Raw genomic sequence first — 16683 nt, forward strand, 5'->3', positions numbered from 1 at the left:
TATTGATAAAAAAATTACATTTAATCAAATGTAATTGAGTAGTTAAGTTTAGTGACAGCTAGTAAATTAGGAGTTACACTGGGACCTGATACATCACGCGTGCAAATGGCTCTGTCGGTGGAGAAATTACAAAACGCTTAGTTCGAATGGCTGAAGAACAGTTAACAGCTCAATACAGATCACAATAAGTTAAAGTAATTAATAAAAAAGAATCTGTAAATATGGATTATTTTTCCTTTTATTTACAAAAAATCAAAAGTGTAATTGTGAATTTGAAAAAAATGGACTCTCAGATTCTTTTGTAATAGATTTTACTTGTGATGGTAATACGATAAGTATGGCGGTTTTTTTGTTTCTATATAAAAGGAAAGAAGAGCGTTTAACGTGATGTTGGTTGAATTCGTAATTTCAAGTGCATAATATATAGCTAATTTTAAAATTGCGATTTTTTACTATCTACTGATTGTTGGCTAAATCAATAATTACCCTTGAAACAATTAAATATTTCTAAATCCTAGCCTTTATAAATAAATTATTAAAGACATTTGATAATTTGAGTAGGCACTCCCTTTTATAATTCACCGTGCTATGCATATTATGGAGTAGTTGGTTTAATAGGGGTCCCACCAACCAAATGACATAAAACCCACGCTAAGACATTTTTTGGAAAACAAAAAGCCGATTTTCCCACGTTAAGGAATTTCGGCTTTGATACTTTACTTCCGGAGTGGTCTTAATGATTCTAAAGTAGTTGATTGTTTGAATTTAAATTTATACTCCCCAAGAAAGTTAATATGTTCCCACCCTAGCGGTGAAATATGATGAAACAATTCTTCTTGCATGAAACCCTTCTTTTTCTTATATTCTATCACCTTGGTTAAATATACCGTATTCCATATACTGATGGCATTAATAATAATATTTAATGCGCTTGCCCTTTGGAGTTGATCCTGTAGCGCACGCTCACGTAGCTCTCCACGCTTACCAAAAAAAATAGATCTAGCCAAAGAATTCATAGCTTCGCCTTTATTTAATCCTCGATGAATTTTTCGTCTTAATGTTTCACTTGAGATGTAGTCTAAGATGAAAATTGTTTTTTCAATTCTTCCCATTTCACGAAGTGCTGTAGCCAAACTATTTTGTCGAGCGTAAGAACCAAGTTTCCCCATAATAAGAGAAGCCGACACAGTGCCTTTTCGAATAGAATAGGCTAATCGTAATACATCATCGTAATTTTTTTGAATAACATTAGCATTAATTTGACCACGCAATAATTTTTCTAGTTGTGGAGAGTCACTAGCTTTTCCTATCGTGTAAAGCTTTGAGTCAGCTAGATCTCGTAAATGTGGTGCAAAACGAAAACCGAGTAGATGAGCTAAACCAAAAACTTGGTCAGTATAACCAGCAGTATCTGTATAATGTTCTTCAATTGCCAAATCAGTCTCATGGTGAAGAAGTCCATCAATGACGTGTACAGCATCTCTAGCATTTGTATTAATAACCTTTGTATAAAAACTTGAAAATTGATCGCTGACAAAACGATAAATTGTAGCACCTTTTCCAGTGCCGTAATGGGGATTAGCATCTGCATGGAGTGCTGAAACACCAATTTGTACTCGCATTCCGTCTGATGAAGCGGTTGTTCCATCTCCCCAATAAGAGGAGAGAGATAATTTATGATGGAAATTAACAAGTACAGATTGCGCTTTACTCATTGCGTCTTCATATAATCTCCATTGTGTTGCATTTGCCATTTGCCTATAAGAAATGCTAGGCGTAGCCTTCTCGGCCATCTTTGTCATCCCTATGTTTGTTCCTAGTGCCATAAGTGCAGCCATAAGAATAGTGGTTTCTTCCTCGCTTGGCACACGATTGGTTGAAGCATGAACAAACTGTTCATGGAAACCAGTCCACTGTGCTACTTCCATTAATAAGTCAGTAAGCTTCACACGTGGAAGTAGGTCATAAAGAGCTGAGCTGAATTCTTTTGCTTCTTGAGGTGTGTCTTTCTCTAACCGGCTTAAATGCAGCCTACCATTCTCTATGCTTACTCCGCTCAATTCGCCTATATGACTTGACACCCATTTTAAGCGTGTTAATAGTGAATCTGTTCGTTCCTCTAGATATCCATTTGCAGATAAACTAACGGCTAACTCGGATGTTTCAGGCTGAATCTCGTTCCACTCTTCTTTTGAAATAAGATACTCATCAAAATCCCTATGCTGTCTACTACCAATAATAGATATATTTCCTGATCGAATAGAGTTTCGAAGTTCAGTTAAAACAGCCATTTCATAGTAATGTCTGTTAATGGTCCCATCCTCATCGTATACATGCTTTTGCCACCTATTTGATACGAAATCGAGCGGCGCACCTTCTGGTACTTTCCGTTTACCTGTTTCGTTCATTTCTCTAATAGTGTGTATTGCACGTATTAACGGTTCCGTTGATTTAGTAGAATGAAATTCAAATGACTTTAACAGTGTTGGAGTATACTTTCTTAACGTGTAAAATTTTTTCTCTAATAAATCTAAATAGTCATAATCAATAGGGCGTGCTAATTGTTTTGCTTCTTCTACAGATTGAACTAGCCTTTCCCAAGGCATTATCATTTCTAATACTACATAAGGATCCATTCCTTCATCCCGGGCTTTGATGAGAGCTTCTCCTAAATTAGCAAAGTGAACCACTTTTTCATTAATTGATTTCCCGTTTTGTTTTTGTCGTTCTTCTTGAGTTTTCCTCCCCTTGGACAATAAAGACATAATCTGACGATCATGTATCTCAAATGCTTGATCCGTCAGATCCTGAATTAATTCAAGGAGATAAACAACTAAAATAGCATATTTTTTAGAATCATCAAATCTTCGAAAAGAGTGGGGCTCATACCTTGAACCAATTTTAGATAATTGTCGTAATCTATTTGGATGTAAGTCCCCTGTGTCGATTTTTAATTGTAAATTCCGAATATATTCAAGTTTTTCAACTACTTTGAGAAAAGGATCAGGGGAATAAGAGCTTGGTATTTCACGTAACCATGCCAAATATGTTTTGGGACTGTCTTCCATCGGAAGTAAGAGCTGATTCAATTTTTCGATATGTTCCATGGTTAGAGAAGAACTAAGTAATCGAAATATCTTTTCTTCCGCACGTCGCCTAACTTCCCATACCATCCGCTCTATTGTAGTCATAGCCGGTAAAATAATCTTTTTCTTTCTTAATTCTTCAATGGCTATTTGAATTAAATGTAGAGCATTTCCATTTTCTAATGCATATCGTAATAAAACTTGAGACACGATACGGTATTCACGAATAGTAAAATTCTGAAAGCCGTATTCTTTTCTGATCTCTTCGAGATGCTCATGTTTAGTTTGCTCACGTTCGGCATATGTACGTATTTCTTTTGCATTAATTTGTAGCTGTTTAGCTATATAGTTTACAACACAACCAGGTATATGGTGAACATCTGATAAAGTCCAACCAGGAAACCTAAGCACACAAAGTTGTAAGGCGAATCCTAACTTATTATGATCTCTACGATGACGCTTAATAATTTCGATATCATGCGGAGACAAGGTGTAATAACTTCCTAATTCATACTCACTAATTTGTTCTGAAATGGATACAAACTCTAAGCGTTGATCTAGTGTCAATAATTCTCTTGCACGTTTTGAGGACATATTTTTCTCCTTTCTAAAACGCAAGAAATACCTTGTCTAAAGTATGGTGTAGCTTAATAGATGCTGGATTAAAGTATTTTCTTGTTATGCTAACATCTTTGTAAACTATTAATTTAACTACTCATTTGTTCTATTAAATTATCAGTTGGCCATAGTATCTTACGATACAGTTTCATACAAGAAATACAATGAGAAGTGAGTTTCGCAATTTCAATTAAGCCTTTTGGTCTTTAGTGATATTCTTGAAAGAATTTTGTTATATTTTTGCAAGAAAGTTGAAAGATATTTAAGCTAAGATGTGTTTACTGATATTAGTTTTATTTTACAACAAAGGATATTTGAGATGCCTTGTATTACAAAAAACATTTAAAATATGTATTTTTACGTTCTCAAATTCTTCAACAAATTTGGGTGCTTGAATACGAGGAGATTAAGACAGTAACTGTGTTAATGAATCATCAATATGAAGAGTTAGAGAAACACAGATTATTAGTTTGGGACAACTGGAGGAAATACAATATGAAATTACGTAATCAATTGTTATTGATGAATCTATTAAGCACCGGCATTATACTGATCGCTATCTGGTATAGCGAAATGAAAATGTTACTTAGGCCGGAACAAACACAGTTATTTATAGGAATTGTAACCGTAGCAATGGCGTTTTCAACGATAATTTACTGGATATTAACACGCCCTATTACAGAATCGTTTCAAAATTTGATTGCATTAACAAAACAATATAGTGATAGACAATTTGGAACGATGTATAGAATTGGGTATGGACCAAAAGAGTTTAAAGAATTAGCAACCGCCTTTCAACAAATGGCTAAAAATTTAGAGGAAGGGTTTATTCAGTTAGAAGAAGGAGAGAAAGCACGTGCAGAGCTTATTACGAATATTTCACATGACTTACGAACACCTATGGCTAACATACAATTAATGATAGAAGCACTACAAGACGATATCTTTGAAAATCCCGAAATGAAAGCGCAGTACTTAACGACAATCTATAAGGAAATACAAAGATTAAGTGGACTTATCAATGATTTATTCGATCTTTCTAAGTTAGAACTTGGACAAGAAGATTTTTATCCAAGTTTTACACATATGGATCGTATTTTATTAGAAGTACTAGATTCACATTCTATTTTATTAAAAGAAAAACAGATCCATTTACAATTACGCGTTTCTGATACATTACCTAAGCTCTGGATTATGCCTTGTAAGATAGCACGGGTTATCAGTAATTTGTTGCATAATGCGATTCGATATTCTCCAGTATGTGGAACAGTCGAGTTAATTGTAGAGGAAAATAAGCAGAAGCAGTACGTTCAATTCATTTTACGTGATGAAAGGGAAGGCATTACTTATAGTGATCAATTACGCATATTTGATCGCTTTTTTAGAACGGATCCATCAAGAAGTTCACAATCTGGGGGATCCGGATTTGGATTAGCCATTGTACAATCGTTAATTGAAATGCACAAAGGTAAAATTGGTGTGCAAGATCGTTCAGATGGTAAACAAGGAAGTGAATTTTGGTTTACTCTTCCTGTTACATCAGAAAAGAAATAAGGTTATGAAAGACTTTTGTAACATTTATGAAAGAGATTTGAAAGGTATTTAAATTAAAATGAACTTCCGAGCATGAAACTCGGATTGATAAATAGAAAAAAACAAATACAAAGTGAGGAATGACGTTATGAATGGACAAGCAAAAAAAAGGGTAAAAAAGATCCTTCCTGTAGGAATTGGAAAGAAGGTAATCCCTGCAACAGCAGCACTAGGTATTCTTTTTTCTATGGCTCCTGTAGCAGAAAATAAGGCTAGCGCAGGGATAGGTGCAGTAGTAGATATAGGTATTACTGTATTAGGTGCTGTAGCAAACACTTATGAAGCACTTGGAATAAGTCCAGGGGATCGAGACCCTGGCACTCACATTGATGTATATGCAGAAAACGAAACTTACCAGGCTCCTAGTTTTACATCTGGGGAATTTAATATTTCTATGTATCATACACGAGGTGATTTGAATTTTGTTAAACAAGTTAAAGTACGCTATCCAAATGGAAGAATTGAAACTCATCAACTAAAATCTGGGCAGCAGCTTAAAATTACTGATGCAGGTGCAATTATAGATTTAAACCCTAATGCAGCAAATATCTCAGAACACGATCTTCTTTACATTACACAAGCACAATTAAACGAAGGAAAGACCGGAGTTGTGATAAATCAAGGCCAACATGCATTTGTAGAAAAAGCATCTGGTAAAAACCCAAGATTTCTTGGTCCACTTTACAAAAAATATTCCGGCGACTCCTTTGGCGATTGGACGGTGATTGCTAGAAATTCAGATTACCTATTTGATCAGATAGCAAATAAATTATCAGATGAGCAAAAACGATTGATAACATTGACTTCAAAGCCAGTATCTAAAGATGTCCTTGACAACTATGTTAATAATGATCCTAAAGCTCGTGCGGATTTTTATGATCGATTATCTGATGTATTGGCGGAGCGTACTAACGTCCTAAAGACATCTATGGCACTGCCATTCATTACACTAAATGACGGTAAACCTTATCAAATTATCCCTTATAAAAAAGGAACGAATAAAGTAATCGTAAAAACAGGTTCAAAATATCTTTCAGGAAAAGAAGGAAACGGACTTCAATATTCCGATTCGCTTGGCGATGATGAAGTGTTTGAACTTGTTCAGATAGGAAATTCTAACGATGGTAAATTTCGGTTCCGTTTGAATAACAAAAATGGGGTAAGTTTGGCTGGTAATCAATATATTTCTCAATTTGGTACTGATTGGAGTTTCAAATCTGAAATTCGTTTCTCTGATAAAAGCAACAATGAAATTAACAATTGGTTAATAGAGTGGTATCCGGGTAAAGAAAATGAGAGACAGAAGTATGACAAAATAGAGATTATAACTGATGAAAAGGACCCTACTAAATATCGTGCAAAAGATTCCTCTGGAAACGTGATAAAGAACAGTTGGGTAAATCGAGATAATGCGTATTCCTTTGCAGATGCTGATGGAGTTCTTATGACAGGTTGGCAAGAAATTAAGGGGAAGACTTATTATTTCTCATTGCCTTATGGCTACATGGTTACTGGAGGTGGAAGTGATTCACTGATTGAGGATAAGTACTACCACTTTAATGATGATGGTGTTTTACAACGATCAACCTGGAGAGGAGAGAACTATTCCGATGCTTCTGGAGCATTCGTTAAAGAAGGCTTGAAGGATATAGATGGTAAAATTTATTATTTCCAAAATTACGATATAAATAAAAAGGAAATGCGTATAGAAGATCGAGATGCCATCCTTCACTTTTCCGATAAAGGTGTGCTTGAGAGAGTTTCTAATCTAAATGGAGAAGTTATAGACAGTGTTGTTAATGTTGCGCTTGACAACAAAATATTAACATTTAATAACGACGGTTCGATTTTTAAAACGGGGCTCAACAAAAGAGAGAAAATAGTGGAATATTATAGTTTAGAAGATGGATCTTTTTATACCGGTTGGAAAATGATAGACGGTAAAAGATACTATTTCACAAATGGTCGCAATTATACGTTCAATGCTTATGACAACATTGACGGAAAAAAATATTATTTTCATGAAGACGGATCAGTTAACCGAGCAGGGTTTGAAAAAACAGATGGTAAAATATACCATTTTGACAATAACGGCGTAGCACAAACAGGCTGGCAAACTATCGATAATAAATATTATTACTTCGATGAGAATGGGGCAGCTAAAACAGGATGGTTCAACGTTGGTGGTGGATATAGACCTTGGCCTCTTGCATACGGATACCTTTGGTATTGTGCTAGAGAAGATGGGTCACTTTATGTAGACGGTTGGTTTAAAATCGACGGTAAAGATTATCACTTTGACCAATGGGGACATAAAATGTAATAACATGATGATTGATGGTTTAAAGAGTTAGCCTACGTATAAGAATGGGTTATGACATGGACTGAGTTTATTTTCCATGTTATGATCCGTTTTAGTTTTTTTAGGTATACTCCCTATTATTTCTTCCAATTCGATTCTTTGAGACTGAATAAAACATAGATATTTTTACTCAATTGAAATCATGCTATGAGGCCTTGAGAATTCTTTACTGTACAAAAATGACCACCATTAAAAAATAAGACATTATTAAATTTGTATGGTATCAGAGGTGTAACAAAATGAAACAACTACATATAAGATTATCTCTCGTACAATTATTTCTTTTAGTTTTGAATCTATTTATATTTTCTTCAGCCCTGCCAGTTTTACCTTGGTTTGTTGAAAATGCTTTTGGCTGGATAGGTATCTTAGCTACCACTCCTTTATTGTTAATTATCGGTTGAAATAGCTCTTACAGTTAATGGGATAATGGCGATCATAACAATTGTATATTTGCTGAAAGATTTCTTTAGATTGAATAAAAAATATAAGTTCATAAAGTTTATTAGCTAATATGCCTAAGTATCATATTGTTAAAATATTTGTTCTACTTATCAGGGAAAATGACGCAACCGTAACGGAGGTTGTAAAGTATTTATATATATCTACAACAAGAAACAAAGGCTTTTGTAGATAGTTTGTTTAATGTTTAAATGTAATAATAAGATCATAAGAAATAACAATAAATTTTTAGATATGATAAGAAAGTGTTGTTCATAGTTGTAACAACAACTAAAAAATGATTGAGAAAAAATTCAATATATACATAATCAACGGAGGTAAATATAATGGCTTTAAAATTATTCGGTATCCTTTTTGGAATAGTATTAATCTTATGGGGCGTATATAGAATGAAAAAAGATGATGCATTCGTAGGAAAAAACCAAACAAGAAAAAATCTTTTCAATTTGTTAATTAATGGACAGAGTTCTGGAATAGGACAATTATTAAGCGGAATTCTGCTTGTTATTTTAGTAATCGTATCCTTTATAATTAAATAATTTACAAATAAGAGGAGCTAATATCTATAATTTAGCTCCTTTTGTTGTGATAAAGTCTTTAAGTAAGAACGCAAATTTTTTAGAAATGGATATATTCTACAGAAGCATAGATGGTACTTGTTATCAATAAATTGTCTAATATATAAATTCATGCCAGCTAACCGTTTGCTTTTTTCCGAATATGTAATGCCCTTTTTACTTTCTGTATACACTTGTTTTTTCATACGCTCACGAAGTTGCTTTTCCGTTAATCGATACATAATCAACCGAGTGAATAGTTTTTTATCCTTTCCAATATAAGCATCTTTTATTTCATAGACCTGTCCTGGTTTTAAGGTATCCATAATGTGTTCTAAATCAACTTTGATGTACTGAGATTGTTTTTTTATTGTCCCATTTCGAAAGTATTCAGGAAATTCATTTTTGATATACACCCTATTGTTTAATTTGAGCCGTGATATATAATACACGCCACGTTGATCCATTTGATCTAAATCATCCAGTGAATAATAGCCTAAATCCCGAATACATAGATCACCAGGGCGTAATGTTGCTAAACACTCTGTTCCAAAGGTTTTATCATTATTTTTACCTGGTTCCACTTGGAAATTTAAAAATTGGCCACTATGTAAATCATATTCTAACTGGATTTTTATACCCGCTGTTTGAGCACAACCACCTGATCCAGGATACACACTAGCCAAATGTTTTGGTACCTGGAAAATCGTTGCATCTAAAATACGAATTCGTTGAAAATAAGTGATTGAAGAGCTTGGAATCGCTGATGTTTCACAAATTTCACTTTTTAGTAATGTAGAGAAAATGTGTTTTAAAAAGCAAACAGCTTTTTTATTGAAACGTTTATTGAGTCCTTCTGGACTCATGATCGTTCCTGTAACAGCATGAAGTTGACTACACAATCTCACTAAAGAATCACTCGCTACTCGTTGACTGATCCAGACACATATAGTAGCTAAATCCTGCCCTGAAAATTTACGTTTCCGTTGTACAAAACCTAGTTTTCTAGCAAGACTTTCTAAAAATGAAGGAGTAAGATGTTCATATAATTCTTCAGAAAATAATTGGAGTTCACTTTGGATCGAAAGATTCATAAAAAACGTCATCCTTTCTGTATATTTTTACAAAAAGAATAACGTTTTTTTCGGTTTATAGATATAATTTAATTTATTTTTCTTGGTGCTCCGCATCCCATTCACTTAAATAGGATGCATATTCTAATTCGTCTGGATTATCATGTAGCATAGAAATAAACTCTAATTTATTTCCATCACAATCCAGAAAGTATACACTTGCAGCTGGCATCCATCTTTGGACAATTGGCTCTTGATTCCCTTTTCCCTGACTTCCTATCACTGCTATTCCACGCTTTTCTAACCACAATTTAGAAGTCTTTAAAAACTCTAAATCTACACCAAAAGCAAAGTGTTTCGTCTCAAAGTCTTCAATATTATATACTTCCCATAGTCCAAGCATTTGTTTTTTATTTTCTCCTACCCAAAAGAAAGCCACTCTTCTTTTAGATAGTTTTCTTGCTAATGCTAACCCTAACTTATTTTGATAGAAATCTATCGCCTTTTCTAAATTTCTTACATGTAAATGAGTTTCGTATATGCTCTGTATCATTCTTTTTATTCCTTTCTTTATTGTAATTTTTATGTCGATATCTTTTTGTTATTATAATACAAGTAAAAATATCTTAAATCATCCTACTTTTGTATAATTTTTCTTCCCTAAAAAGTAGGATGTACGGATTTCATTCATATAATTTGAGCTGGTGTTGATGGCTTTTAAAAATAGAAAGCTTATTTTCAAATTAGATGAAAAAAGAGATGAAATTATGGATATTCATGTGGAATTTTCGTTTTTGGGGTACTTAAAAATCTTAAGTTGATGGGCATGTATGGTGACCACGTAATGGCAAAACGTAATAATGCACTTGTTGCTGTGAATGCAAGTGCATTTGCTGATGAAACAGGAAGGGGTGGAGGAAATGTTGCAACTGGAATAGTAATAGAAAATGGGAAAGCTATTGATACAAATATAGATAAAAATACCCCTACAATTATTACGGGTTTAACAAAGTTGGGACAAATGATAACAGGAAATTATTCGACCCAAAAACTTTTGGATAAACAAGTCGTTTCAGCAGCAGGATTTATGCCACAGTTAATTGTAAATGGAGAAAAAATGATCACAGAAGGAGACGGTGGTTGGGGTTCTGCTCCGCGAAGTATTATGGCCCAAAAAGAAGATGGCACAATAATGTTTCTAGTGATAGACGGTAGGCAGACACATAGCATAGGAGCCACGTTAAAAGAGTGTCAAGATATTCTATATGAAAAAGGAGCAATAAATGCAATGGCTATGGATGGAGGTTCTTCTGCTACGCTATATTTAGGAGGAAAGGTTATAGATTCACCTTCTACATTATCACATGAAGATCGTTATTTACCAAATACTTGGGTGGTAACAGCAAACCAAAAACAAAAAATAAAGATGACAATTGATGGAAAAAAATAGACACTAAAATATCAGATGAATTTGATGCGAACATTTCAACGAATTTATAAATTATTAAAAATGGAACAAATACATGATTTTTATTCCATTCGTTGGCAGATTCAAATTATCTTTAAGACTTAGAAATCCTTATTTCATATTCATGATTGGCACAATTAAACCAGCTATAAGAGCTGGTTCTTTTTTGTAATTCAATCTGTGACTCACTTTCGGTAGCTGTCATTTATTTTTAGGAAAGCTGTTTGGCGGGGAATTTACTACAAGTATTGAAAGTTTAGAAGTTGGTTATTGATAAAGTAAAGTGATTTGTTGTTGTTTTTAAAATGATAGACGATTAATGTGAAATCGTCTACCATTTTATTCTCATATAAAACTTTCAAGAAATAAATTTAGCAAACCACGCTATATAATATGCACCTGGAACTAATATAACCTGAGCAACTAATGTACCTAATAATCTCGAAATTAATATCATAAATGTGAAATTCTTTAGTTCCCAATAACTATGATTGTCTTGTACAACTTTATCAGTTAAAAAAGATAATTTAGGATCAATAAGCAGTGTTAATAGAATCGTAGCTACTCCAGTAATAATGTTGGATGAAGACATCGCTGCTTTATCATAATCAGGAATTAATAGGGTTGCATACAATGCAGACATAACACCTACTGTAAATACGGCAGAAACAATTGTATTAATAATAAATAATTTAACTGATATGTTTTTTAAATTTACCCCTTCTAAATTATTTTTATTTATTAAAACAAAATAGTTTTTCATTCTTTTCAAATTAGTACTATTTATTAATTTGAACATGTTTAAAAACGAACCATCTTTTGATAAAGGTACTAGCGCTTTAGAAAAAACTTTCATAAAAAATGGTACTAATAATCCTCCAAGTATTACCCCCATAGTAGAACCTAATAACAAAAATCTAAATTGTTTAATTAATAATTCTAATCCACCATTTTTTGCTGCACTATCAACCAAAGAAGCAGTAAATGGTTGTTGAAACATATTAGAAAATCGGGCAATTAAAGACATAATATTATATATAGCAAAGGCCGATGCAACTAAAGCTAATTTAGCCCCAACAAGTCGAACTCCATATCCTAAAACTTCTATAGAAGTCATAAGCATTAAAAATAAAAAGATACAAATTACTTTAAAAGTAATAAACTCCATAATCATACCCCTTAAGTTTCTGTAAATGCATAACTTAACAACTATATTGCAAATATTCAATATTTTCATTATAATATAAATCAAATTCTATTTCTATTTTATAATCACAAACTATACTTCTTTAATTTGAATGGTGGCAGTATCTTTTAATAGAATTGCCCCCTTGGTTTAACAAATACTCTTTTGTAAATAATATATTTGTTAAACCATTAATTAAGGGGGACTAGTATGCCGAAAGATCGAAAAGAAGAAGTTCAAAACGATACATATGAAGGAAAAGAGATTATGCCAGATAATCCACAATATCTACCGCGTCACATGCAAATGGAGTTGCCTCCCGAATTTTCTGTAAATCCTCTGTTTGCCCGCAAAGGAGAATCAGTCGTTCCGCGCTTTCACATGCCTGATGAAGGCATGTTACCAGAAACAGCGTATCAAATCGTCCATGATGAAATTACTCTTGATGGCAATGCCCGCTTGAATCTTGCAACATTCGTTAGTACATGGATGGAGCCTACCGCAGAGCACTTATATGCCAAATCATTCGACAAGAACATGATTGACAAGGATGAATACCCACAGACAGCCGAAATTGAGGAACGGTGTGTCCGCATTTTAGCCAACCTCTGGCATTCGCCCAGCCCCCTTACGACTATGGGAGTTTCAACAACTGGATCGTCGGAAGCATGTATGCTCGGAGGGCTTGCGTTAAAGAGACGCTGGCAAAACGCACGCAAAAGCGAGGGGAAGCCGGTGGATCGGCCCAATATTGTGTTTAGTTCTGCTGTTCAAGTCGTTTGGGAAAAATTCGCGAACTATTGGGAGGTTGAACCACGCTATGTGAAGGTCAGCCCAGAGCATCCCCGATTGGATCCTCAGGGGGTCCTATCAGCCGTGGATGAAAATACGATTGGTGTGGTACCGATTCTCGGTGAGACTTATACCGGACTTTACGAACCGGTTGCCGCCATTGCGAAAGCGTTGGACGATTTACAGGAGAGGACGGGCCTCGACATTCCTATGCATGTGGATGCGGCTTCGGGCGGATTTATCGCACCGTTTCTTCAACCAGATTTAGTCTGGGATTTTCAATTGCCGAGGGTGAAGTCCATCAATGTATCCGGACATAAATATGGATTAGTCTACCCTGGGTTGGGTTGGATAATTTGGCGGGAAGCTGATGATCTCCCTGAGGATCTAATCTTCCGCGTCTCCTATTTAGGCGGAAATATGCCGACTTTTGCCCTGAATTTTTCACGTCCTGGCGCACAAGTGCTCCTACAGTATTACAATTACCTGCGTTTGGGGAAAAGTGGGTACTATGATGTCCAAAGGGCTTCTCAGAAAGTCGCTCTTTTTCTTAGCAAGGCGATTCAGAAGATGAAACCGTTCGAACTTTTGTCCGATGGTTCGGATATTCCGGTTTTCGCTTGGCGATTGAAAGATGGTTACACATCAAACTGGAATCTTTATGATTTATCTCGACAATTGCGTGTGTTCGGCTGGCAAGTACCCGCCTATCCATTGCCTCCAGATATGGAAACGGTGACGATTATGCGCGTTGTGGTTCGAAACGGATTTTCCATGGATCTCGCGCATTTATTTTTGAGGAACTTCAAACAGGCCGTTGCCTTTCTGGATTCCCTGGATGGGCCTATGCCACATGATACGAAATGTGATAATGGGTTTCATCACTAAGTGGGGGCAGATGGAGACTACAATGGCGATAGTAGTGCACTTTATCAATCAAAAGATAACGGAGAGACATGGGAATTTGTAGAAGAAGTGAAAAAGAAATAGTCAGAATGTTTTTTTAAAAAATAAGGTAACTACTCAGCTATACATTTCATTTAGAAGTTTGGTAAGGAGTATACCTCCAGCCATGAAGATAAAAATGGACCTACACCTCGCTGCCTTTCTTTGTTTTAAAGCTTTGCGCGTAGCAGGAAAAGGCCCTGAACGCTTCTATGCATGGCCAGTCCCTCTCGCCCATTTAAAAAGATGCTTTTCTGGCTTTTTTTCATAGAGGGACTGAGTAGTTACTAAAAGTAAATAATTTAAATCGAACCATAAGCTTGCCGGCAAATTTATGGTTCGATTTTTTTAGGGCAAAGATATCGTTCTAAACGGGTATCACCACAGCGCTATCAACTTAAAAGAGTAATCACCAAAAAAATGAAAAAAGAGCTGACTTTTGAAGAGTTTAGTTCTGTAAATCTAAAAAATTTTAGCTTAAACTTTCTTGTTTAAATAGTTTGGAGTTTCATGTCCTTGTAAAAAAGAGGGGGGAAAATAAATTAAAACGTGCTTTCTCATGTTCACGTTAAATACTTATTTAACGTGAACAACAATTGTAGGAATCTAAAATATTTATTTATATCTATCAAGAGATGGTTTTTATATACCAATTAAAGTAGAATTCAAACTATGTATTTTTCACATAATAAAATCAAAGGTGAAACGATTAATACATAGCATTTAAATATTTTCCCTAGCAAATTAGGGGAAATAATAAAAGTTCAGCAATTTTACATTGCTGAACTTTTATTATTTATTCTTTCCTATTCTACCTAAGCTATCTTTAATAGTTGTTTCTCCAAGCTGTGTGTATAATAAGGCCGTATCTTGGCTAGTATGCCCAAGTTGCTGCATCACTTGTAACGAGTCTTTTTCTTCCATATATAACTTATTTGCCAATGTATGTCTTAATTTATGAGGAGACATTCTTTTACCAAAGGCCTTAGTATATTTTTCTACTATATCTTGAATAGCCCTAACCGAAAGAGGCTGTGCAGTATGTTTATACTTCGATAAAAATACATTTTTTAATTCTTTCCCTGGAGCATATTTTTTATCTCTAATTTCCATATACTTTTCAAGATCATTCAATGCAATTGGGGTAATCCATACAGAATCTTCTTTGTTTCCTTTTCGTATTACATCAATTAGCCTTTCTTTTAAGTTTATATCTTCCATACGAAGATCGGCCAATTCACTTACACGAATACCACTACCAAGAAAGAGGGAAAGAATAGCTACATCACGATCTTTATCTCTTAGGAAATAGAACAACTGATGTTTTGTTAAAGATTTTTCATGTTCGTACTTAATGTAATTCAAAAACTCTTGATCGTCATCATTATGAAATATTTTAGATCTCATACGTTTTGCACGGGCATTTAACGTTTCCTTATCTTTATGTATTTCAATTTTAGCCATTACATTTCTATAAAAATAACATTCTCCATCATCATTCTCTGATAGGGAGGTAAGGTACTTAAATAAAGACTTTAAGGCTGAAATTTTTCTGTTAACAGAGGAATTCTGCATATTTTGTTGTAGTTTTAAAAACCTCATAAAGTTCTCAACATCTTTTTTCTTTAAATTCTCCAAATCAGAGAAGGATATGTCTTTAATGGGCTTAAATTCAATAATTTGTTCAGATAATAGCCAATTAAAGAAAACTCTAAAATCATATACATAATTCAGTAGGGTGGAGGGAGAGGCATCATGCAATTCTTTGTACTCCACAAATTCTTCTATGTAAAAGGGCATTTCATTTAAATTCTCGTATAATTTCTTACGATGTACTGATTTTTGACGTTGCTTGCTGTAATCCATAAAAATCACCTCGTATATACTATAACAGAAAAAATACACGAACACAAGTTCGCGTTAAATTCAATTTTTACACGAACTTATTTACATAATTAAATTATGAAATACTAAAATATACTCAAAACTGAATGGTATAGTGTAGTTGGTCAAATGAAAATTACAGCTAGCTAAGTGATAAACTTGTATAACACCATAAAAACCAGTGCAAAAACTACATATAAATGTATGTAAAATAAAACAATTTTTATATATAAATTCATACAAAAATCAATATATGAAGACAGTTTAAAATTCGTTATCTAACATGACTTGGTTAATTTAAGCATGATTATGAGGAGCAAATTAGATCAACATAAGAAAAAATTCTATATATTAAAAGGTAATTTACTATGAATATTTTCAATGAATAGCTCAGCATTTAATGATTCCTATATAAAATATGAATTATATATACACATGCCAATATACTGAGATTCATGCAATTGAACTCGAAATCCTTAAATACTGTATTAGATTTTTATTTATCTGTCTTATTGTTCGTAAAATTGGTATTTCGTGCGAAGTTGTGAAGTGTTTGTTTTTGCACCATTCTTTCAATTCTTTTATGTGCGTCCAACAGCATTCATTGTTCACTTTTCATCAGTAAGTAATACTTTTTAGTTCCAAATCCGTCCGCTT

The 16683-nt window shown here is 34.0% G+C and carries 9 protein-coding genes and 3 pseudogenes; 7 read left to right on the plus strand and 5 right to left on the minus strand.

Annotated elements, in window-relative coordinates; all coding sequences use genetic code 11:
• Positions 1–57: 57 nt before the first annotated feature.
• Positions 58–188, plus strand: a pseudogene (locus QCI77_RS29290) (alpha/beta-type small acid-soluble spore protein); the annotation flags it as partial.
• 528 nt (positions 189–716) lie between these two features.
• On the opposite strand, the gene QCI77_RS29295 reads toward QCI77_RS29290, so the two are convergent.
• Positions 717–3680, minus strand: a complete 2964-nt coding sequence (locus tag QCI77_RS29295) for a Tn3 family transposase (RefSeq protein ID WP_353825982.1) — start codon at positions 3678–3680, stop codon at positions 717–719.
• 519 nt (positions 3681–4199) lie between these two features.
• Here QCI77_RS29295 and QCI77_RS29300 point away from each other — a divergent pair.
• From QCI77_RS29300 to QCI77_RS29315, 4 genes are all read left to right on the plus strand, one after another.
• Positions 4200–5258, plus strand: a complete 1059-nt coding sequence (locus tag QCI77_RS29300; protein WP_353825983.1) for a sensor histidine kinase — start codon at positions 4200–4202, stop codon at positions 5256–5258.
• Positions 5259–5385: 127 nt separating this feature from the next.
• Complete coding sequence (locus QCI77_RS29305) at positions 5386–7620, plus strand: N-acetylmuramoyl-L-alanine amidase family protein (protein WP_353825984.1); 2235 nt, start codon at positions 5386–5388, stop codon at positions 7618–7620.
• 278 nt (positions 7621–7898) lie between these two features.
• Positions 7899–8063 carry a hypothetical protein gene (locus tag QCI77_RS29310; RefSeq protein WP_193653222.1) on the plus strand — a complete coding sequence of 55 codons (165 nt, stop codon included), beginning with the start codon at positions 7899–7901 and terminating at the stop codon, positions 8061–8063.
• A gap of 384 nt (positions 8064–8447) precedes the next feature.
• On the plus strand, positions 8448–8660 hold the full coding sequence (locus QCI77_RS29315) for a hypothetical protein (protein WP_353825986.1): 213 nt from the start codon (positions 8448–8450) through the stop codon (positions 8658–8660).
• A 137-nt stretch (positions 8661–8797) separates the two neighbouring features.
• Here QCI77_RS29315 and QCI77_RS29320 read toward each other — a convergent pair.
• Positions 8798–9772, minus strand: a pseudogene (locus QCI77_RS29320) (IS4 family transposase); the annotation flags it as partial.
• A gap of 73 nt (positions 9773–9845) precedes the next feature.
• Complete coding sequence (locus QCI77_RS29325; RefSeq protein ID WP_193653221.1) at positions 9846–10304, minus strand: VOC family protein; 459 nt, start codon at positions 10302–10304, stop codon at positions 9846–9848.
• Between the two features lie 288 nt (positions 10305–10592).
• On the opposite strand from QCI77_RS29325, the pseudogene QCI77_RS29330 reads away from it, so the two are divergent.
• Positions 10593–11251 (plus strand): annotated as a pseudogene (locus tag QCI77_RS29330) (phosphodiester glycosidase family protein); the annotation flags it as partial.
• A gap of 326 nt (positions 11252–11577) precedes the next feature.
• Here the strand turns inward: QCI77_RS29330 and QCI77_RS29335 are convergent.
• Positions 11578–12387: a lipid II flippase family protein gene (locus tag QCI77_RS29335; RefSeq protein ID WP_193653220.1), complete on the minus strand. Its 810-nt coding sequence runs from the start codon at positions 12385–12387 to the stop codon at positions 11578–11580.
• Positions 12388–12615: 228 nt separating this feature from the next.
• On the opposite strand from QCI77_RS29335, the gene gad reads away from it, so the two are divergent.
• The gene (gene gad / locus QCI77_RS29340) at positions 12616–14085 is read left to right on the plus strand and encodes a glutamate decarboxylase (RefSeq protein WP_353825987.1); all 1470 of its coding nucleotides are present in this window, start codon (positions 12616–12618) and stop codon (positions 14083–14085) included.
• Positions 14086–14934: 849 nt separating this feature from the next.
• Here the strand turns inward: gad and xerS are convergent.
• On the minus strand, positions 14935–16008 hold the full coding sequence (gene xerS, locus QCI77_RS29345) for a tyrosine recombinase XerS (protein WP_002090544.1): 1074 nt from the start codon (positions 16006–16008) through the stop codon (positions 14935–14937).
• Positions 16009–16683: the final 675 nt, after the last annotated feature.

Origin of the sequence: Bacillus cereus group sp. MG9 (assembly GCF_040459995.1) — a bacterium.
Classification (GTDB): Bacteria; Bacillota; Bacilli; order Bacillales; family Bacillaceae_G; genus Bacillus_A; species Bacillus_A mycoides.

What these genes read in the sequence shown, in the direction of transcription:
- QCI77_RS29295 (WP_353825982.1), bottom strand. Translation starts at nt 3,680, where the DNA reads ATGTCCTCAAAACGTGCAAGAGAATTATTGACACTAGATCAACGCTTA.
- QCI77_RS29300 (WP_353825983.1), top strand. Translation starts at nt 4,200, where the DNA reads ATGAAATTACGTAATCAATTGTTATTGATGAATCTATTAAGCACCGGC.
- QCI77_RS29305 (WP_353825984.1), top strand. Translation starts at nt 5,386, where the DNA reads ATGAATGGACAAGCAAAAAAAAGGGTAAAAAAGATCCTTCCTGTAGGA.
- QCI77_RS29310 (WP_193653222.1), top strand. Translation starts at nt 7,899, where the DNA reads ATGAAACAACTACATATAAGATTATCTCTCGTACAATTATTTCTTTTA.
- QCI77_RS29315 (WP_353825986.1), top strand. Translation starts at nt 8,448, where the DNA reads ATGGCTTTAAAATTATTCGGTATCCTTTTTGGAATAGTATTAATCTTA.
- QCI77_RS29325 (WP_193653221.1), bottom strand. Translation starts at nt 10,304, where the DNA reads ATGATACAGAGCATATACGAAACTCATTTACATGTAAGAAATTTAGAA.
- QCI77_RS29335 (WP_193653220.1), bottom strand. Translation starts at nt 12,387, where the DNA reads ATGGAGTTTATTACTTTTAAAGTAATTTGTATCTTTTTATTTTTAATG.
- gad (WP_353825987.1), top strand. Translation starts at nt 12,616, where the DNA reads ATGCCGAAAGATCGAAAAGAAGAAGTTCAAAACGATACATATGAAGGA.
- xerS (WP_002090544.1), bottom strand. Translation starts at nt 16,008, where the DNA reads ATGGATTACAGCAAGCAACGTCAAAAATCAGTACATCGTAAGAAATTA.